The organism is Streptomyces sp. PL-25 (genome assembly GCF_058344915.1).
The window spans coordinates 4,988,950-5,006,053 of sequence record NZ_CP136997.1 but is presented as its reverse complement, the minus strand read 5'-3'; the positions used below and the strand labels follow the sequence as shown (position 1 = coordinate 5,006,053).

General features: G+C 72.9%; 22 protein-coding genes. 12 read left to right on the top strand and 10 right to left on the bottom strand.

The window, feature by feature from the left end; all coding sequences use genetic code 11:
- Nucleotides 1–26: 26 nt before the first annotated feature.
- Complete coding sequence (locus tag R4Z62_RS22740; protein ID WP_064535240.1) at nt 27–992, bottom strand: zinc-binding dehydrogenase; 966 nt, start codon at nt 990–992, stop codon at nt 27–29.
- 192 nt (nt 993–1,184) lie between these two features.
- Nucleotides 1,185–2,408: an NAD(P)-dependent malic enzyme gene (locus R4Z62_RS22735; protein ID WP_491520737.1), complete on the bottom strand. Its 1,224-nt coding sequence runs from the start codon at nt 2,406–2,408 to the stop codon at nt 1,185–1,187.
- Nucleotides 2,409–2,954: 546 nt separating this feature from the next.
- Between R4Z62_RS22735 and R4Z62_RS22730 the strand changes: the two genes are divergently transcribed.
- The 3 genes from R4Z62_RS22730 to R4Z62_RS22720 are packed head-to-tail and all read left to right on the top strand — an operon-like array spanning nt 2,955 to nt 5,694.
- Complete coding sequence (locus R4Z62_RS22730; RefSeq protein WP_064535238.1) at nt 2,955–3,923, top strand: ABC transporter substrate-binding protein; 969 nt, start codon at nt 2,955–2,957, stop codon at nt 3,921–3,923.
- Nucleotides 3,924–3,955: 32 nt separating this feature from the next.
- Nucleotides 3,956–4,891 (top strand): amino acid ABC transporter permease, encoded by a 936-nt coding sequence (locus tag R4Z62_RS22725; protein WP_064535237.1) that lies wholly within the window; start codon nt 3,956–3,958, stop codon nt 4,889–4,891.
- A 50-nt stretch (nt 4,892–4,941) separates the two neighbouring features.
- Nucleotides 4,942–5,694, top strand: a complete 753-nt coding sequence (locus tag R4Z62_RS22720; protein WP_064537633.1) for an amino acid ABC transporter ATP-binding protein — start codon at nt 4,942–4,944, stop codon at nt 5,692–5,694.
- A gap of 84 nt (nt 5,695–5,778) precedes the next feature.
- Here the strand turns inward: R4Z62_RS22720 and R4Z62_RS22715 are convergent, their stop codons facing one another.
- The gene (locus R4Z62_RS22715) at nt 5,779–6,555 is read right to left on the bottom strand and encodes a class I SAM-dependent methyltransferase (protein ID WP_491520736.1); all 777 of its coding nucleotides are present in this window, start codon (nt 6,553–6,555) and stop codon (nt 5,779–5,781) included.
- 101 nt (nt 6,556–6,656) lie between these two features.
- Here R4Z62_RS22715 and R4Z62_RS22710 point away from each other — a divergent pair, with 101 nt between their 5' ends.
- Nucleotides 6,657–7,286, top strand: a complete 630-nt coding sequence (locus R4Z62_RS22710; RefSeq protein WP_355476846.1) for a CGNR zinc finger domain-containing protein — start codon at nt 6,657–6,659, stop codon at nt 7,284–7,286.
- Here the strand turns inward: R4Z62_RS22710 and sodX are convergent.
- On the bottom strand, nt 7,190–7,624 hold the full coding sequence (gene sodX / locus R4Z62_RS22705) for a nickel-type superoxide dismutase maturation protease (protein ID WP_355476958.1): 435 nt from the start codon (nt 7,622–7,624) through the stop codon (nt 7,190–7,192). The genes R4Z62_RS22710 and sodX overlap by 97 nt on opposite strands.
- Nucleotides 7,625–7,769: 145 nt before the next feature.
- Here sodX and sodN point away from each other — a divergent pair, with 145 nt between their 5' ends.
- Nucleotides 7,770–8,165: a superoxide dismutase, Ni gene (gene sodN / locus R4Z62_RS22700; protein WP_064535234.1), complete on the top strand. Its 396-nt coding sequence runs from the start codon at nt 7,770–7,772 to the stop codon at nt 8,163–8,165.
- Between the two features lie 189 nt (nt 8,166–8,354).
- On the opposite strand, the gene R4Z62_RS22695 is transcribed toward sodN, so the two are convergent.
- Genes R4Z62_RS22695 through R4Z62_RS22685 form a run of 3 tightly spaced genes read right to left on the bottom strand, consistent with a single transcriptional unit; the run spans nt 8,355 to nt 9,957 of the window.
- Nucleotides 8,355–8,738, bottom strand: a complete 384-nt coding sequence (locus R4Z62_RS22695) for a hypothetical protein (RefSeq protein WP_491520735.1) — start codon at nt 8,736–8,738, stop codon at nt 8,355–8,357.
- A complete protein-coding gene (locus R4Z62_RS22690) occupies nt 8,738–9,376 on the bottom strand; it encodes an Asp23/Gls24 family envelope stress response protein (RefSeq protein ID WP_491520734.1) in 639 nt (212 codons plus the stop codon). Before R4Z62_RS22690 ends, R4Z62_RS22695 begins: the two co-directional genes overlap by 1 nt.
- Nucleotides 9,367–9,957, bottom strand: a complete 591-nt coding sequence (locus R4Z62_RS22685) for an RNA polymerase sigma factor (RefSeq protein WP_389597605.1) — start codon at nt 9,955–9,957, stop codon at nt 9,367–9,369. The genes R4Z62_RS22690 and R4Z62_RS22685 overlap by 10 nt, the downstream gene beginning before the upstream one ends.
- A gap of 159 nt (nt 9,958–10,116) precedes the next feature.
- Between R4Z62_RS22685 and R4Z62_RS22680 the strand changes: the two genes are divergently transcribed.
- From R4Z62_RS22680 to R4Z62_RS22655, 6 genes are all read left to right on the top strand, one after another.
- A complete protein-coding gene (locus R4Z62_RS22680) occupies nt 10,117–10,602 on the top strand; it encodes an Asp23/Gls24 family envelope stress response protein (RefSeq protein WP_491521913.1) in 486 nt (161 codons plus the stop codon).
- An 83-nt stretch (nt 10,603–10,685) separates the two neighbouring features.
- Nucleotides 10,686–10,856 carry a hypothetical protein gene (locus R4Z62_RS22675; RefSeq protein ID WP_159393111.1) on the top strand — a complete coding sequence of 57 codons (171 nt, stop codon included), beginning with the start codon at nt 10,686–10,688 and terminating at the stop codon, nt 10,854–10,856.
- A complete protein-coding gene (locus R4Z62_RS22670; protein WP_491520733.1) occupies nt 10,853–11,260 on the top strand; it encodes an Asp23/Gls24 family envelope stress response protein in 408 nt (135 codons plus the stop codon). Before R4Z62_RS22675 ends, R4Z62_RS22670 begins: the two co-directional genes overlap by 4 nt.
- Nucleotides 11,261–11,357: 97 nt before the next feature.
- Nucleotides 11,358–12,089, top strand: coding sequence for a DUF6286 domain-containing protein (locus tag R4Z62_RS22665; protein WP_491520732.1), 732 nt, complete (start codon nt 11,358–11,360; stop codon nt 12,087–12,089).
- 68 nt (nt 12,090–12,157) lie between these two features.
- On the top strand, nt 12,158–12,766 hold the full coding sequence (locus R4Z62_RS22660) for an alkaline shock response membrane anchor protein AmaP (protein ID WP_491520731.1): 609 nt from the start codon (nt 12,158–12,160) through the stop codon (nt 12,764–12,766).
- Between the two features lie 114 nt (nt 12,767–12,880).
- The gene (locus R4Z62_RS22655) at nt 12,881–13,624 is read left to right on the top strand and encodes a VOC family protein (RefSeq protein ID WP_491520730.1); all 744 of its coding nucleotides are present in this window, start codon (nt 12,881–12,883) and stop codon (nt 13,622–13,624) included.
- A gap of 9 nt (nt 13,625–13,633) precedes the next feature.
- Here the strand turns inward: R4Z62_RS22655 and R4Z62_RS22650 are convergent, their stop codons facing one another.
- The gene (locus R4Z62_RS22650; RefSeq protein ID WP_064535228.1) at nt 13,634–14,215 is read right to left on the bottom strand and encodes a dihydrofolate reductase family protein; all 582 of its coding nucleotides are present in this window, start codon (nt 14,213–14,215) and stop codon (nt 13,634–13,636) included.
- 125 nt (nt 14,216–14,340) lie between these two features.
- On the opposite strand from R4Z62_RS22650, the gene R4Z62_RS22645 reads away from it, so the two are divergent.
- Nucleotides 14,341–14,940, top strand: coding sequence for a TetR/AcrR family transcriptional regulator (locus R4Z62_RS22645; protein WP_064535227.1), 600 nt, complete (start codon nt 14,341–14,343; stop codon nt 14,938–14,940).
- On the opposite strand, the gene R4Z62_RS22640 is transcribed toward R4Z62_RS22645, so the two are convergent.
- Together R4Z62_RS22640 and R4Z62_RS22635 are read right to left on the bottom strand one after the other, a co-directional pair.
- Complete coding sequence (locus R4Z62_RS22640; RefSeq protein ID WP_389597596.1) at nt 14,937–15,626, bottom strand: GNAT family N-acetyltransferase; 690 nt, start codon at nt 15,624–15,626, stop codon at nt 14,937–14,939. The genes R4Z62_RS22645 and R4Z62_RS22640 overlap by 4 nt on opposite strands.
- A 187-nt stretch (nt 15,627–15,813) precedes the next feature.
- Nucleotides 15,814–16,983, bottom strand: a complete 1,170-nt coding sequence (locus R4Z62_RS22635; protein ID WP_491520729.1) for a family 2 encapsulin nanocompartment cargo protein polyprenyl transferase — start codon at nt 16,981–16,983, stop codon at nt 15,814–15,816.
- Nucleotides 16,984–17,104: the final 121 nt, after the last annotated feature.

Genomic DNA, 17,104 nt, shown 5'->3' with positions numbered 1-17,104 from the left:
GGCGGCGAAGGAACTGCGGAAGGAGCTCAGGACGTGGTGAGCACGATCTTGCCGAACTGCCCGCCGGACTCCATCCGTTCGAAGCCCTCGCGGGCCCGCTCCAGCGGAAGCACCTCGTCGATGACCGGGCGCACGCCGGTGGTGGCGCAGAAGGAGAGCAGGTCCTCCAGCTCGTCCTTGGTGCCCATGGTCGAGCCGACCACCTTCAGCTCCAGGAAGAAGATGCGGGTCAGCTCGGCGTGCGAGGGCCGGTCGCCGCTGGTGGCACCGGAGATGACGAGGGTGCCGCCGGGCCGCAGCGACTTCACCGAGTGGGACCAGGTGGCCGCGCCGACGGTCTCGATCACCGCGTCCACCCGCTGCGGCAGCCGGGCGCCCGGCTCCAGCGCCTCCACGGCACCGAGTTCCAGCGCCCGCTCGCGCTTGCCCTCGTCGCGGCTGGTCGCGAAGACCTTGAGCCCGGCCGCCCGGCCGAGCACGATCGCGGCCGTGGCGACCCCGCCGCCGGCGCCCTGCACCAGCACGGAGTCCCCGGGCCGCACCCCGGCGTTGGTGAAGAGCATCCGGTACGCGGTGAGCCAGGCCGTGGGCAGGCAGGCGGCCTCCTCGAAGGAGAGCCCCCTGGGCTTGGGCAGCAGGTTCCAGGTGGGCACGGAGACCTGCTCGGCGAAGGTGCCCGGGTAGCGCTCGGTCAGGATCGACCGGGGCTCGGCCGGACCGACGCCGTGCCCGCTCTGTCCGATCACGGAGTGCAGGACGACCTCGTTGCCGTCCGCGTCGACCCCGGCGGCGTCGCAGCCGAGGATCATGGGCAGCCTGTCCTCGGACAGGCCCACGCCCTTGAGCGACCAGAGGTCGTGATGATTCAGGGAGGCGGCCCTGACGTCGACGGTGCTCCAGCCGGGGCGGGCCTCGGGGGCCGGGCGCTCCCCCGTCTCCAGACCGTTCAGCGGCCGGTCGCGGTCGATTCGGGCGGCGTAGACAGCGAACATGACCCCGACGATAGGGGCGGCCCGGGGCCGGCGGAACCACGCGGTGCTGTGACACACGCCCTCTTGCCAACGGGCGCCGCCGGTCGGCGGACACCCGCGCGCACACGGGAACGCGAAGCGGCCCCGCCCGAAAGGGGCAGGGCCGCTCACATCACGCCGGACCCGGCGCCCGAGCCGGAGCACCGGCCCGGCTCAGCGCCGGGCCACGCCCTCCGCGCGCGCCGCCGCCGCGACGGCCGCCGTCACGGCCGGGGCGACCCGCTCGTCGAACGGCGAGGGGATCACGTAGTCAGCGGCGAGGTCGTCGCCGACGACCCCGGCCAGCGCCTCGGCCGCCGCGATCTTCATGCCCTCGGTGATCCGCGACGCCCGCACCTGGAGCGCACCGGCGAAGATGCCGGGGAACGCCAGGACGTTGTTGATCTGGTTGGGGAAGTCGGACCGCCCGGTGGCCACGACCGCCGCGTACTTGCTCGCGACGTCCGGGTGGACCTCCGGGTTCGGGTTGGCCATGGCGAAGACGAAGGCGCCCTTCGCCATCGAGGCCACCGCGGTCTCGGGCACCGTGCCGCCGGAGACGCCGATGAAGACGTCGGCGCCGGACAGCGCGTCCTCCAGGGAGCCGCTGAGGCCCGCCTTGTTGGTGAACTCGGCCAGCTCCCGCTTGACCGGGGTGAGGCCCGCCCGGTCCGCGGAGACGATGCCCTTGCGGTCGGCCACCGCGACATCGCCGATGCCGGCCTCGACCAGCATCTTGGCGATGGCGACACCGGCCGCGCCCGCGCCCGAGATGACGGCGCGCAGCTCACCGATGCCCCGGCCGCTGAGCCGGGCCGCGTTGCGCAGCGCGGCCAGCGTGACGACCGCGGTGCCGTGCTGGTCGTCGTGGAAGACCGGGATGTCCAGGCGCTCCTGGAGCTTGCGCTCGATCTCGAAGCACCGGGGCGCCGAGATGTCCTCCAGGTTCACCCCGCCGAAGGAGGGCGCGAGGCGCGCCACGGTCTCGACGATCTCGTCGGCGTCGGTGCAGTCCAGGGCGATCGGCACCGCGTCCACGCCGCCGAACTGCTTGAACAGGATCGCCTTCCCCTCCATCACCGGAAGGGAGGCTTCGGGGCCGATGTCCCCGAGACCGAGCACGGCCGTGCCGTCGGTCACGACGGCGACCACGGACGATTTCCACGTGTAGTCGTGGACCAGTTCCGGCTGCTCGGCGATGGCGGTGCACACCCGCGCCACGCCGGGCGTGTAAGCCAGGGACAGGTCGTCCTTGTCACGGACGGGAACGGTAGCCTGCACGGCCATCTTCCCGCCCCGGTGCAGCGCGAAAGCCGGGTCGAAGGAATCCAGCGGCTCTGCCCCGCCGTCCTGATCCGTACTGCTGTCGCTGCGAGGATTGACGATCTCCGCTGCCACTTGGTTTTACCCCTTAATTGTTCATGGTTTGAGGGTGGCCACTCCTGGTGAGGGGTGGGCGGGACCGCGCACAGCCCGTGAGTGATGCGTGCGTGCCGTACGCGACGGGCGCGCCGCACACGCGCCCTGAGCCCCGGATGAGGGGTGTAGAGAACCTTCTTACCGGACGGATGGCGTCGGCGACGAGTCCATAACGCCAAGGTCACATGACGACGGCGTGACACGTGGCCCAATATGGGGACAAGTCCTTGCCGAACCCTTGACAAGACCTCGAATTCGCCCATAAGCCGTCCGCCGCCGCGGTGCGGGCCGGGCCGGGCAGGAGATTCTCCGGCCGGAAGAAGTCATTCCCGTCGAAGGTCCGGTCCAGCGGATCGGCCGGTCGGGCTCCGCGGATCACCCGTTATCCGATTTTGACATCGGGATTGCCCTGAACGGCGCAGTCCGAATGGCAAGATGCGTCAATCACACGAGGTCGCAACACCCGAAGGTGTGTGTTCTCGTCGACCCATCGGCATCTCCACCCATCCGCCGGAGGAACCCACCATGACCGCACGCTCCACCCGTCGTACGACCGCCGCGCACTCCCGTCTGGCCGCGGCGGGCGCGATCGCGGTCGCAGGCGCCCTGCTGCTCACCGGCTGCGGTGACCAGACCAAGGACAAGGACAAGGACACGTCCTCGGGGAACTCCTCCTCCGCGAACTCCGCGCCGCTCGCCGGCAAGCTCCCGGCGGCGATCCGCGACAAGGGTGTCGTCAAGGTCGGTTCGGACATCGCCTACGCGCCGGTCGAGTTCAAGGACAAGTCCGGCGCGGTCGCCGGGCTCGACCCCGATGTCGCCGCGGCGCTCGGCAAGCAGCTCGGCGTGACCTTCCAGTTCGAGAACGGCACCTTCGACGCCCTGCTCACCGGCATCCGCTCCAGCCGCTACGACATCGCGATGTCGGCGATGACGGACAACAAGAGCCGCCAGGACGGTGTCGACCCGACCACGGGCAAGAAGGTCGGTGAGGGGGTCGACTTCGTCGACTACCTGACCGCCGGCGTCTCCATCTACACGCGTAAGGGCGACACGGAGAACATCACCTCCTGGTCCGACCTGTGCGGCAAGAAGATCGCGCTGGAGCGCGGCACCGTCTCGCAGGACCTCGCCAAGGCCGAGGCGAAGAAGTGTCCGAGCGGCAAGAAGCTCACCATCGAGGCGTTCGACGACGACCAGCAGGCCCAGACCCGCCTGCGCTCGGGCGGCGTGGACGCGGCCTCCTCCGACTTCCCGGTCGCCGCGTACGCGGTGAAGACCTCCGGCGGCGGCAAGGACTTCCAGGTCGTCGGCGAGCAGGTCGAGGCGGCCCCGTACGGCATCGCCGTCGGCAAGAGCAACACCCAGCTGCGCGACGCCCTCCAGGCCGCGATGAACGCGATCATCAAGAGCGGCGAGTACCAGAAGATCCTGGAGAAGTGGGGCGCCCAGGACGGCGCCGTCAAGGAGTCCGTCGTCAACGGCGGCAAGTGACCGCGCCGAGCGGCCGCTGAGAGGCGACATCCGTGACTGCTGACATCGACAAGACGGCCGGGCCCGGCGACGCGCCCGCCACCGGCCCCCAGGCCGTCAAGGCCATCCCCGTCCGGCACTACGGGCGCTACGTCACCGCGCTCGTCGCGATCGCCGCCCTGGCCGCGATCATCTACGCGTTCGGCCAGGGCAAGATCAACTGGCACGCCGTGCCGGACTACTTCTTCGACGACCGGATCACCACCGGCGTCGGCAAGACCCTCCTGCTGACGGTCCTGTCGATGCTGATCGGCATCGTCGGCGGCATCGTCCTCGCGGTGATGCGCCTGTCGAAGAACCCGGTGACCTCGGCGATCGCCTGGTTCTACATCTGGTTCTTCCGCGGCACCCCGGTCCTGGTCCAGCTGTTCCTCTGGTTCAACCTCGGCCTGGTCTTCGAGTACGTCAACCTGATGCCGTTCTACAAGGACTACTGGTCGAACTTCATGACGCCGCTGCTGACGGCGCTGCTCGGCCTGGGTCTGAACGAGGCGGCGTACATGGCGGAGATCTGCCGCGCCGGCCTGCTCGCCGTCGACGAGGGCCAGACCGAGGCCGCCCACGCGCTGGGCATGAGCCACGGCAGGACCCTGCGGCGCATCATCATCCCGCAGGCGATGCGGGTGATCGTGCCGCCGACCGGCAACGAGGTCATCAACATGCTGAAGACGACCTCCCTGGTGGCGGCCGTCCAGTATCCGGAGCTGTTCCGCTACGCCCAGGACATCGGACAGGTCTCCGGCGCCCCGGTGGAGATGTACTTCCTCGCCGCCGCCTGGTACCTGATCATGACCTCGGTGCTGAGCGTGGGCCAGTACTACATCGAGCGGTACTACGCCCGCGGCTCCAGCCGCAGCCTGCCGGCCACGCCCTGGCAGAAGGTCCGAGCACATCTGACGTCCTTCTCCAGCAGGAAGGTCACGGCATGACCGACAAGCTCACCAAGCGGGACCAGGCCGCGCCCGGCACCGGCGTGGCGATGGTGAAGGCCGAGGGCGTGCACAAGTCCTTCGGCCAGGTCGAGGTGCTCAAGGGCATCGACCTGGAGGTCAGGTCGGGCGAGGTGTTCTGCCTCATCGGCCCCTCCGGCTCCGGCAAGTCGACGTTCCTGCGCTGCATCAACCACCTGGAGAAGATCAACGCGGGCCGGCTCTGGGTCGACGGCGAGCTGGTCGGCTACCGCCAGCACGGCGACAGGCTCTACGAGCTGCGCGACCGCGAGGTCGCCATGAAGCGCCGCGACATCGGCATGGTCTTCCAGCGCTTCAACCTGTTCCCGCACATGACCGCCCTGGAGAACGTCATCGAGGCGCCGGTCCAGGTCAGGGGCGTGAACCGGGGCGAGGCCCGGGACCGCGCGATGCAGCTGTTGGAGCGGGTGGGCCTGGCCGACCGCGCGGGGCACTACCCCTCGCAGCTCTCCGGCGGCCAGCAGCAGCGCGTGGCCATCGCCCGCGCGCTGGCCATGGACCCCAAGCTGATGCTGTTCGACGAGCCGACCTCGGCGCTCGACCCCGAGCTGGTCGGCGACGTCCTCGACGTCATGCGCGACCTCGCCGAGTCCGGGATGACGATGGTCGTCGTCACCCACGAGATGGGCTTCGCCCGCGAGGTCGGCGACAGCCTGGTCTTCATGGACGAGGGCGTGGTGGTCGAGTCCGGCCACCCGCGCGAGGTGCTGACCGACCCGCAGCACGAGCGCACGCGCTCGTTCCTGTCGAAGGTGCTGTAGCCCCGCCGTACGGCGGGCATGTGTGAGGGGCGGTACGGGTTCGTCCCGTACCGCCCCTCACACATGTGCGCGCCGCGGCCCGCGCTACTTCAGGGCCAGCAGCAGGGTGTCCGACGGCGAGCACCACACCGGGCGGGCCTCGGCGAAGCCCTTCTCGCGCAGCACGCGCGCGTGCCAGGCGGCGGAGGGCATGTCGCCGTCGGCGTGCTCCCCGTAGATCTCGAAGCGGCGGGCGGTCGGCCCGGCCAGCACCGGGTCCTTCGCGGCCACCTGCCACCAGGCGGCCCAGTCCAGGGCGCCCTCCTCCTTGGCCCGTTCCATGCGCTCGTGGCGCTGGGCGCGCTCGGCCGCGTTGATCCGGGGCGTCGACTCGTCGATCATGTGGTCCGCGTTCATGAAGACACCACCGTCGCGGACGAGTCCCGCGACCTGACCGTAGAGGGCGGCGAGGGGTTCGCTGTGCAGCCAGTGCAGGGCCGTGGCGGTCAGGACGGCGTCGTAGGAGGCGTACGGCAGCTTCGCCGTCCAGTCGGGGTCCTTCAGATCGGCGGTCACGAAGGAGACCCGCTCGTCACCCGCGAAGGTGCCCTCGGCGATGGCCAGGAGCGCCGGGTCGAGGTCGACGCCCGTGCTGGTGGCCCCCGGGAAGCGGTCGAGCAGGCGGGCGGTGATGGTTCCGGTGCCGCAGGCCAGGTCCAGGACCCGCGGCGCGGCGCCGACCAGGGCCTCCACCATGTCGAGCATGATGCGGAAGCGGTCCTCCCGGTCGGGCATGTACCACTCCTGCTGCCGGTCCCAGCTCTCCTGCCAGGCCCGCCAGTCGGTGCCCGCCGTCGTGACGTCCCTGCCCGTGCCGGTCATCGCCGTCTCCCTCACTCAGGTCGCGTCGTAATACCCTGGAACCACGACCGGCTGTTACCGACCGCACCCACGACCATAGAGCGCCCTCGTAAGGACTACAAGTGGAACTGGCCTATTACTCGGACTACGCCGTACGTCTCGTCAACAGCGAGGAACCGGGGCGCGGCAAAGACGTCCTGACCTCGGTGGAGGCGGTCCGCGACCTGTTCGGCGCCAACGGCTCGGCGGCCCGGCGCGCCACCGAGGCCGACGTCACCCGCTTCCGCTCGGTCCGGGGGCGGCTGCGGTCGGTCTTCGAGGCGGCCGACCAGGGCGACGAGACCCTGGCGGTGGCCCTGCTGAACTCGCTGCTGCTGGAGTTCCCGGTGAGCCCGCAGATCTCCGGGCACGACCACCGCGACGAGGACGGCCGGCCGCTGTGGCACATGCACCTGGCCGACCACCCGTCCAACGCCACCGCCGGCTACGCGGCGATCGCGGCCATGGGCCTGGCCTTCCACCTCACCGCGTACGGCGTGGACCGCCTCGGCCTGTGCGAGGCCGCGCCCTGCCGCAACGCCTACCTGGACACCTCGACCAACCGCTCCCGCCGCTACTGCTCCGACCGCTGCGCCACCCGCGCCAACGTGGCCGCCTACCGGGCCCGCAAGCGCCTGGAGGCCGACCGGTCGGCGAGCACGGGCCTGACCGCCGACAGCGCCCAGCGCACCAGCGCCAGCGGCGAGCGCTGACCGTCCCGGCGCGGCCGGTAGCGCAGCCACACCCTGCCCAGCACCAGGTCCTCCGGCACCGTGCCGTAGTCGGTGCTGTCCCCGCCCGCGTACGCGTTGTCGCCCAGCACCCACCAGCCGCCCTCGCGGCGCTCCGCCGCCCGCTTGACGACGAGCAGGTCCTGCTGGAACGGATGGCGCAGCACGATCACCTCCCCCGCGCGGACCCGGGCCCCGTACTGCACCACCAGCCGGTCCCCCTGGTGCAGCGTGGGCACCATGGACGGACCGGTCACCTCGGCCAGCCCGAAGGGCAGCAGAGCGCCTCTGCGCTCGGTCTCCTGCAACAGCTCCGGCATCCCCGGCACCTCCCCGGTCCGTTCCTCCACCAGTCCCAGTCTGACCCTGGACTTTTGTCCTAAGCCCCTGGGGGCACCCGCGAAAACAGGCTTTGCAGGGAGTAATGTCCCCCCTGAGAAGACGATCACGAGGAAGGAATGCTCCATGCTTTCCCGCCTGTTTGCCCCCAAGGTCAAGGTCAGCGCGCACTGCGACCTGCCCTGCGGTGTGTACGACCCCGCCCAGGCCCGCATCGAGGCGGAGTCGGTGAAGGCCGTCCAGGAGAAGATGGCCGGCAACGACGACCCGCACTACCAGGCCCGCGCCACGGTCATCAAGGAGCAGCGCGCCGAGCTGGCCAAGCACCACGTCTCCGTGCTCTGGAGCGACTACTTCAAGGCCCCGCACTTCGAGAAGTACCCCGAACTGCACCAGCTGGTCAACGACACGCTGAAGGCCCTCTCCGCCGCCAAGGCCTCCACCGACCCGGCGACGGGCCAGAAGGCGCTGGACTACATCGCCCAGATCGACAAGATCTTCTGGGAGACCAAGAAGGCCTGATCTTCGCTTGAGCCTTGCGACCTGCGGTTTCTCTGAACGCAGAGTCTCCTGCCCGCACCCGGACCGCAGGCCGCCGACAACGGCGGCCGTGCCGGTCCGGGTGCGGTCTTTTTCGCCCGGCCCCGGCTCCGGCCTTCCTCGCTCCGACCCCGGCCTTCACCGCTCCGGCCGCGGACGCGCAGCCGCGCCTCACGCCGCGTCGGGCCGCCGGGCGACGACACCGGTCACGACGACCTCGACGGTGACCGGCTCCACGGCGCCGAGCATGGTGAGGTGCGCGACGGCGGCGGCCGCCACCCGGTCGTGGACGTCACGGGCGACGTCCAGCGCCCGCCGCCGCCCGGACAGGACGCAGCGCACCTCGATGTGCCACCCCGTGCCGTCGGGCGGCCGGCCGGCCCGGACGGCCGCCTCGGGCGGCGCCCGTCGCGGGGTGGCGTCCGGCCGGGCGGGCGCGGCGGCTGCCGCGAGACGGCGGGTGAGGCGGGGGTCCAGGGCCGCCACACCGGGCACCGCGAGGGCCGCCTCGGAGGCGACGCCGGGCAGCGCCGTGGCCGCGGGGACGGCGGTCATCACGCGCCGCCGCCGGTCACGGGGCCGGGCTCCGGGGGCTGTTCCGGTTCCAGGACGCCGGTCACGGTGATGTCGACGGCCGTCACGGCGAGGCCCAGGTCGTGCCGGGCCGAGTGGAGGACGGACCGGCGCACCTGGCGGACCCGGTCGGGCAGCGGGCGGTCGAGCGCGGCGGCCAGGGTCAGGGTGACGCGGACGTCCGCGCCCTCCCCCTCGGGCCGGAGCCGACAGGCCGCCGCCCTGGCGCCGGGCACCGTGTCCGCGGCCCGCCGCAGCACCTTCGCCGCGGCGCTCTCGGCGATCCGCAGGTCCCGTTCCGGATCGGCCAGGGGCAGCAGCCGTCCGAGCCGTACCTCTGCCCTGACGACGTCCATGACACGCTCGGTGAGCGCCCGGAGGGCGGAGGTGTCCTCGGTGGCGCACAGCGCCCGGGTGGCCTCGGTCAGCGCCGCCAGCCCCTCGACGGCCTCGCGGCAGTACGGACAGGAGGCGGTGTGCGGGTCCGCGGCCGTGTCCCGCGCCCGCTCCCACACCTGGCTGAGCAGGCGGCCGCAGGGCAGCACCTCATCGCCTTCGAACGGGGGCCCGTCGGCCCCGGGCGGTCCGGAAGGCCGTGCGTGCGGGGCGTCTAGCGCCATGGGCCCATCGCCTCCTGAAGGGATCGGCGGGCCCGGAACAGCCGTCCGCGCGCCGTCTGTTCGCTGGTCCGGGTCACGTGGGCGATCTCCTTGTAGGACAGGCCCTGCACCTCCCGGAGGATCCAGCACAGCCGCTGCCCGGCGTCCAGTCCGGCGAGCGCGCGGGAGAGGGCGGCGGTGGCCGCGTCCTGCTCGGCGGACCGGGCGGGCTGGCTCCAGGCGTCGCCCGCCGCGGGCTCGACGACGGCGTCCAGGGAGAGGGGCGGCGGTCTGCGCCGTCGCATGGTCAGGCAGCGGTTGACGGTGATCCGGTACATCCAGGTACGGAACTCCGCGCTGTGCCGGTACTCCGGCAGCCGCCGCCAGGCACTGACGAAGGCGTCCTGGACGGCGTCCTCGGCGTCCTGGGGGTTGCCGAGCATGCAGCGGGCCAGGGCGAGCAGGGACGAGCCGTGCCGCCGGACGAGAGCGGCGAAGGAGTCGTCGTCCCCCTCTGCCGCCCGTACGGCCAGCAGCCCGTCCGGCAGGTCACATTCCCGCAGGTCGCCTTCCGGCGGTGGGGACACAGTGCGTTCGATCATGGCGTTCCCGTACGAAGACTCGGACCACCGCCGCGTACCCGGAGAGCGCCTTGTGATGCACGTCACAGCCTTCGCGCGTGAGAGATGCCCCGTCCGATATGTCCAACCTTGTGAGGGGCACCAACACCGGTGTCCGACCGACCGATCGAGGCGACCGCCATGACGGACAACATCACCAGCGTCGGCGGGGGCAGCCGGCCCGAGGCGGGTGTGAGCGCGCTCAAGGGCCGCACCGGGGCCGGGGCACCGGCCGAGACACGGGGGAAGACCACCATCGCGGACGGCGTGGTGGCGAAGATCGCGGGCATGGCCACCCGCGAGTCGCCGGGCATCCACAGCCTGGGCGCGGGCATGGCCCGTGCTCTCGGCGCCGTGCGGGAGCGGGTGCCGGGCGGCGGCGGAGGCGGCCTCACACGAGGAGTGAAGGTCGAGGTCGGCGAGCGCCAGGCCGCGGTGGACGTGGATGTCGTCGTCGAGTACGGCGTCTCCATCGTCGACGTCGCCGGCGGCGCCCGCGCCAATGTCATCAGCGCCGTGGAACGGATGACCGGGCTGGAGGTCGTCGAGGTGAACATCACCGTCGACGACGTCCACCTCCCCGACGAGGAGGACGAGGACCAGCCGGACGAGGGCCGCGTGCGGTGAGCCGCCGCCGCGCCCTGGGGGCGTGAGCGGGGAAGAGCGGGTGACCGGGGAAAGCCACGTACGTTCGTGAGACGGGTGAGTGCATGATGAACGCGGCAACGACAGGCCTCGTGGCGGGCATGGCGCTGGGCTTCGCCGGGTACTTCGGCGGCTTCTGGGCGTTTCTGCTGGTACTGGTCCTGGGCGCGGTGGGGCTGGTCGTCGGCCTCGCCGTGCAGGGCGACCTCGACGTCCGGACCCGGAGGCCGCGGTGAGGACCCGGCCCGGTCCGCCCCGCGAGGGGCCGGGCGCACCGGCTCCGCCCGCGGGCCTGCCGCCCCCGGCGGAGCGGGGCGCCACCGTCATCCCGGACAGGGTGGTCGAGCGTATCGCCGCACAGGCCACGCGCACGTCCCAGACCGGACGCGCCGCCGTACCGCCGGACCGGGGCGGGCCGACGGCGCCCGGCGCCTCCGCCGCCGTCCGTTCCGGATCGGTGCGCCTGCATCTGGCCCTCGACCTGCCCTACCCCACCGACATCCCCGAAGCCTGCGAGCGGATCCGGCAGGACGTCGCCGAACGGGTGGCCACGCTGACCGGCCTGCGGGTGGGCGAGGTGACCCTCACCGTCCGCCGGCTGGTGACAGCCGCCGGAGCGAGCCGGGGGCGGGTCCGGTGACCGGCGCGCAGCGGCCCCGCGCACCGGGCGTGCCGTGCGGCGCACCCGCGTATGACCTGCGGCGCGCCGGGCGTGCCGTGCGGAAAGGGGTGATCCGATGACATCCGAACCCGGCCTTCCGGGCCGCTCCGCTCCGTCGTCCGGGCACCGCGCCGCCATGGTGCCGTCGGCGAAGGAGTCCGCGGTGGAGGAGTCTGCGGCGAAGGAGCCCGATCCGCCCGGTCGTGACATGTCCGGCCGTGAGCGCGGGTCCGGGCGCGGGTCCGGGGACGGCGGCAGCGGGCACCGGACCCGCCGGCCGTGGTCCGCGCGCCGCGTCCCGGCGGCGGTGGTCGCCCTGGTGCTGCTCGTGGCAGCGGTCGCGGCGCTGGTGGACGTGGTCGCCGTACGGGCGGGGCGTCCGGCGGCGGCCTGGCGGCGGCACCTGACCGACGAACTGGCCACCCGCCCGGTGGACGACGTGTGGATGCTCACGGGAGCCGCCGTGGCCGCCGCCCTCGGGGTCTGGCTGATCCTCCTGGCTCTCACCCCCGGCCTGCGCCACTGGCTGCCCCTGCGCTCGCCCGCCGACTGCCCCTGGCTGCGGGCCTCCCTGGACCGCGACGGGGCCGCCGGCCTGCTGCGGGACGCCGCGATGCGGGTGCCCGGGGTCGGCGCGGCGCGCGTGCGGGTCCGCCGCCACCGCGTCAGAGCCCGCGCGGACGTCCGCTTCCGCGATTCCCGGCAGGTGAAGGACGACCTCACCGCGGTCCTCGACGAGGAATGCGGCTGGCTGGCCCTCGCCCGCCCGCCCCGCATCGTCGTACGCGTGCGACGGCGCGCCCACTGACCGGAGATCCGCACCGACCGACCGGAACCCGTACCGACCGGAAACCCGCAGCATCGGGAGCCCGAACCATGACGCCGAGATCCGTACTCAACCGCAGCCTGCTGGCCCTCGCCGGACTGGTCCTGCTCGGCGGCGGACTGCTGATCCTCTTCGCCGGGCTCGACGTCTACCGGCCGCACGATCTGGTCCCGCCCGGCGGCTGGCCCCTGACGGCCCCCGGCGACGTGCTGCTCGGCTCCGCCGACCGGAAGCGCTGGAGCAGCCAGGGCTGGTGGTGGTGGCCCGCGGTCATCGCCGCCCTCGCCCTCGCCTTCCTGCTCGCCCTGTGGTGGCTGCTCACCCAGCTGAGCCGCCGCCGCCCCGGCACTCTGCCCGTCGGCGGCGCACCTCCGCAGGAGGGCGTCGAACTGCGTGACAGCGCACTCGCCGACGCGGTCGCGGCCGAGGCCGGCGCCCTGCCGGGGGTCGACCAGGCGACCGTACGCATCACCGGCCGGGCCGCCTGCCCCCGCACGCGCGTCGGGCTCATCCTCACCCCCGAGGGCGCGCCCGGCGCCGCACTCGGTGCCCTCTGCGAAGGACCGCTCCGCACCGCGCACCGGTCCACCGGCTCCCCGCCGACGCCCACCGAGGTCCGCATGCGCGTCGTCCGCCACCGGCCGCACCGCGTGGACTGAGCGGTGCGGCGGTCCGGCGGTCCTGGTCCGGCGGGGCGGCGGTCCGGCCCGGCCGCGGTCCGGCTCCGGGCACCGGCCCCTTGGTGGAGCCCGGGTACTCGTACCATCGGCCCCATGGAGATCCGCTGGACGTACGCCTTCGTCGACCGGCCCGTGGAGAGTTTCGGGCGGGCCCTGGAGTTCTGGGCCGCCGTCACGGACAGCCGGGCGTCGCAGGTGCGGGGCGAGAACGGAGAGTTCGCCACTCTGGTGCCGGAGAGCGGGGACGCCTGCGGGAAGGTGCAGGCGGTCGGTTCCGGGGGCGGGGGCGCGCATCTGGACCTGGCGGTCGACGATGTGCCGGGGCTGGCGGCGGCGACCGTACGGCTCGGGGGCTCGGTTGCCGCCGAGCACGAGGGATGGGCCGTACTGCGGTCACCGGCGGGGCTGTTGTTCTGTGCGGTGCCCTGGGCCGGGGAGTCGGTGCGTCCGCCCGTCGTGCGCGGCAGCCGACTGGACCAGGTGTGTCTGGATGTGCCGCCGTCCGCCTTCCGCGCGGAGGTCGCCTTCTGGAGCGGGCTGCTGGAGGGCTGGACGTCGCGGCCCGGCGCGCTGCCCGAGTTCCACACGATCGCGCCGCCGGCCGGTCTGCCGGTGCGGATCCTGCTCCAGCGCCTGGACGAGGAGCGGGCCGCCGCCGCCCACCCGGACCTGGCCTGCGCGGACATCGCCGCCACCCGTGCCCGGCACGAGGAACGGGGCGCGACCCGGGTGGCCGACCACCCGCACTGGACGGTCATGCGCGACCCGGCCGGCGGTCTGTACTGCCTGACCGGCCGGGACCCGGAGACGGGCGGCCTGCCCCGGGCGGCTTCGTAGGACGGCCCCTCATGCCCTCCGGTACGTCCGCACCAGCACCCCGTTGGCGAAGGTGCGCACCTCGTCGAGGGTGAACGGCGTGACGGAGAAGCCCGACGCGAACATCGGCAGGCCCGAGCCGAGGACGACCGGGTAGGTCTTGACGACGATCTCGTCGATCTCGTCGGCGAGTTCCCCGGCGAGCCGCGAGCCGCCGCACAGATAGATGCCGAACTCGCTCTCCTCCGCCTTCAGTGCGCGCACCCGCTCCACCAGGCCGGTGGAGATGACCTCCACGTCCGGGTCGGGCGACTGCCCCAGCGTGCGCGAGGCGACGTACTGGCGCAGATGGGCGTACGGGCTGGTGATGCCCTCCTTGAGGGCGAGGTCGTAGCTGACCCGGCCCTGGATCAGCGTGTCGAAGCGCTTGTTCTCCAGGTGGTCGATGCCGAGCGCGCGGCGGCCCTGGGTGGCCGCGGTCTCCGGGTACTCCTCCGTCAGGAAGCCGAGGAACTCCTGGTCGAGGTAGGCGAAGAACATCTGCGCGTCGCCGTCAGGGGCCCCGATGAAGCCGTCGATCGAGCAGGCGATGAAGTAGGTGAGCTTTCGCAATCCGGACTCTTTCCGTAGGCTGCGCGGCGAACCACTGCGCTTGTAGTGCTTCAGTTGTAGTACTTCAAGCGTAGTGGTTGCAAGGGATCACGGCATCACCAAGCAAGTGAGAGAAGGGGTTCCGTATGGCCGGGAATCCGGAGCGGCGGGCGGCGCTGGTCGACGCGGGGGTCGAGGTACTCGCGCGGGAAGGCGCCCGCGGGCTGACCTTCCGCGCGGTCGACGCCGAAGCGGGGGTGCCGGTGGGCACCGCGTCCAACTACTTCACCGGCCGCGACGACCTGCTGCGCCAGATCGACGCCCGGCTGCACATCCGTCTGGCGCCCGACCCGGAGGTGGTCGCCCATCTGATGGACCGCCCCAGGGACCGCGCCCTGGTCACCGCGTTCATGCACGACCTGCTGCACCGCGCGACCCGGGACCGCAGCGGTTACCTGGCGCTGCTGGAGATGCGCCTCGAAGCCACCCGGCGCCCCGCGCTGCGCGCCTCCTACACCCGGTCGGTGCGCGGTGATCTGGAACAGGCCCTGGAGTTCCACCGGGCGGCCGCGCTGCCCGGCGGCGACGAGACCGTGACCGTCCTCTACCTCGCCATGCTCGGCCTGCTCCTCGAACACCTGACCCTGCCGGACGTCCTGGACGGCGTCCTGCCCGGAGTGAGCGTGCCCGACGGCCTGGTGGACCGCGTCGTCGCGGCTCTCGTACCGGAGACCGAAGAGGCTTAGCGCTTTTCGGCGGTCCGGCCGCCGGTGCCGGGTTCGCGCCACATCGGCCACATCCGCGGGCCGTCCGGCAGGTCGACCGTGGTACCGGTGTACGCGAACCCCAGGCGTTCGTAGAGCCTGGTGCTGCGCGGACTGCTGGCCTCCAGATAGGCGGGCAGACCCTCGCGGTCGCAGCGGTCCAGGACGTGCCGGACGAGCGCGCCGCCCAGGCCCGCGCCCTGCCGGTCCGGGGCGACGGCGATCATCCAGAGGTACTCGTGGGCCCGGCCCGCAGGATGCGTCGCGTCCAGGAGCCGGACGATCTCCTCCACCCTCGGGTTCGCCGGATCGACCGTCTCGCGCATCCACACCGCCGGGTCGGCCGGTTCCCCGCCACGACCGCCAGAACCGTCGGGAGTAGCGGAACCGTCAGGACCGGCGGGACCGGCGGAGCCGTGGGTGTCGGCGGCGGACGCGGGCATCGACAGCCACAGCGCGCAGGCCGCGCCGTCCTCGGTCAGGTCGATACGGCCGTCGGCGAGCACCACGTCCGTGAAGGCGCCCATCAGCCGGTGGTGAGTCCGGCGGCGGTACTCCGCGTCCGGGAAGACCCAGCTGCTCACGGGGTCGTCCCGGAAGGACTCGTCCAGCAGCCGCACGACCAGTTCCCGGTCGTCTTCCCCGGCCGCCCGGATCGCCACGCCCATCGTCCGCCCCTCACCTCGACAAGCAGTGCCGGTACGGGCGCCGAGCGTACCGGGCGCTTGCCGGGACGGTGCGGGGCGGGCCCCGCACACCGTGGGGCAGTGCGGGACCCGCCGAACCGGAGCCCCGGCCGCCGTACGGGGTCAGGAACCGTACGGGCCCGGGGGCTCCGGAACCTGAGCGCGCGCCTCAGCTGGTGCGGCGGGTCACGAACTCGGCCAGCGCCAGCAGACCTCCCGCGTCGGCGGGGTCCGGGACGGCACGGGAGAGTTCCTGGACGGCCTGGGCCATCCGGTCGGCCGCCTGGGACTGGGCCCAGTCCCGGCCGCCGGCCCGCTCCACCATCAGCGCGGCGCGCTCCTCCTCCCCTTCCTGGTGGGGCCGGGCGTAGAGCTCGGCCAGCTCCCGGGCGGCCGGGGTGCCGGAGGTGAGCGCGGCGACCACGGGCAGCGACTTCTTGCGGGCGGCGAGGTCGGCACCGGCCGGCTTGCCCGTACGGCCGGGGTCGCCCCATATGCCGATCACGTCGTCGATGAGCTGGAACGCCAGTCCCGCCTGTCTGCCGAACGCGTCCAGCGCCTCCACCTCCTCCTCGGCCGCTCCCGCGTACAGCGCTCCGGCGGCGCAGGCGCAGCCGATCAGCGCTCCCGTCTTGGCCTCGGCCATGGCGAGCACCTCGGGCAGCGTCACCTCGCAGGGCGGGCGCTGCTCCAGTGCGCTGTCCGCGTGCTGGCCCGCGCACAGTTCGACGACGCAGGACGCGAGCCGGGCGGCGACCGCCCGGGACGCCGGATGCGGGTCCTCGGCGAGCATCCCCAGGGCCAGTGCCTGGAGGGCGTCCCCGGCGAGGATGGCATCGGTGTCGCCGAACACCGTCCAGGCCGTGGGCCGGTGGCGGCGGGTGGTGTCCCGGTCCATCACGTCGTCGTGCAGCAGCGTGAAGTTGTGGACCAGTTCCACCGCCGCCGCGGCCCGCGCGGCGCTCGCGCGCGCCCGCGGGCCGCCGAGTGCCTCGGCCGCGGTGAGGACCAGTGCCGGGCGGATCGCCTTGCCCGCGTGCCCGGCGGCCGGTGTGCCGTCCGCGTGCTCCCAGCCGAAGTGGTAACTGGCGATGCGACGCATGGAGGCGGGCAACGAGGCTACCGCCGAACGCAGTTCGGGATCGAACGACGTCCGGGCCCGCTCCAGGATCACCGCCGCGTCCTGCCCGTCGGGCGAGCCCTCGGGACCGCCGCCCTCGTCCGCACCGGCGGGCCGCGGCAGCGCCGCCACGGAGGCCGCCCCCGCCTGCCGCGCCGTCGCCGCGCCACTGCGGGCACCCGGCGGGCGCGGTGTCGTCCCCGTCATGATCTCGGCCATCCGCTCCCCCTCGGTGAGTCCGCGAACAGTGGCGCCTGCGCGTCCGGCGCGGGACGTCCGCCCGGGTGCCGGCCGGGGTGTACTACCCGGGCCCGCGGGCGCGGACACCGCGAGCCGGCGA

Excerpts from the sequence above, each read along its gene's own strand:
- R4Z62_RS22740 (WP_064535240.1), bottom strand. The coding sequence starts at position 992 with ATGTTCGCTGTCTACGCCGCCCGAATCGACCGCGACCGGCCGCTGAAC.
- R4Z62_RS22730 (WP_064535238.1), top strand. The coding sequence starts at position 2,955 with ATGACCGCACGCTCCACCCGTCGTACGACCGCCGCGCACTCCCGTCTG.
- R4Z62_RS22720 (WP_064537633.1), top strand. The coding sequence starts at position 4,942 with ATGGTGAAGGCCGAGGGCGTGCACAAGTCCTTCGGCCAGGTCGAGGTG.
- R4Z62_RS22715 (WP_491520736.1), bottom strand. The coding sequence starts at position 6,555 with ATGACCGGCACGGGCAGGGACGTCACGACGGCGGGCACCGACTGGCGG.
- sodX (WP_355476958.1), bottom strand. The coding sequence starts at position 7,624 with ATGCCGGAGCTGTTGCAGGAGACCGAGCGCAGAGGCGCTCTGCTGCCC.
- sodN (WP_064535234.1), top strand. The coding sequence starts at position 7,770 with ATGCTTTCCCGCCTGTTTGCCCCCAAGGTCAAGGTCAGCGCGCACTGC.
- R4Z62_RS22695 (WP_491520735.1), bottom strand. The coding sequence starts at position 8,738 with ATGACCGCCGTCCCCGCGGCCACGGCGCTGCCCGGCGTCGCCTCCGAG.
- R4Z62_RS22690 (WP_491520734.1), bottom strand. The coding sequence starts at position 9,376 with ATGGCGCTAGACGCCCCGCACGCACGGCCTTCCGGACCGCCCGGGGCC.
- R4Z62_RS22685 (WP_389597605.1), bottom strand. The coding sequence starts at position 9,957 with ATGATCGAACGCACTGTGTCCCCACCGCCGGAAGGCGACCTGCGGGAA.
- R4Z62_RS22680 (WP_491521913.1), top strand. The coding sequence starts at position 10,117 with ATGACGGACAACATCACCAGCGTCGGCGGGGGCAGCCGGCCCGAGGCG.
- R4Z62_RS22675 (WP_159393111.1), top strand. The coding sequence starts at position 10,686 with ATGATGAACGCGGCAACGACAGGCCTCGTGGCGGGCATGGCGCTGGGC.
- R4Z62_RS22665 (WP_491520732.1), top strand. The coding sequence starts at position 11,358 with ATGACATCCGAACCCGGCCTTCCGGGCCGCTCCGCTCCGTCGTCCGGG.
- R4Z62_RS22660 (WP_491520731.1), top strand. The coding sequence starts at position 12,158 with ATGACGCCGAGATCCGTACTCAACCGCAGCCTGCTGGCCCTCGCCGGA.
- R4Z62_RS22655 (WP_491520730.1), top strand. The coding sequence starts at position 12,881 with ATGGAGATCCGCTGGACGTACGCCTTCGTCGACCGGCCCGTGGAGAGT.
- R4Z62_RS22645 (WP_064535227.1), top strand. The coding sequence starts at position 14,341 with ATGGCCGGGAATCCGGAGCGGCGGGCGGCGCTGGTCGACGCGGGGGTC.
- R4Z62_RS22640 (WP_389597596.1), bottom strand. The coding sequence starts at position 15,626 with ATGGGCGTGGCGATCCGGGCGGCCGGGGAAGACGACCGGGAACTGGTC.
- R4Z62_RS22635 (WP_491520729.1), bottom strand. The coding sequence starts at position 16,983 with ATGGCCGAGATCATGACGGGGACGACACCGCGCCCGCCGGGTGCCCGC.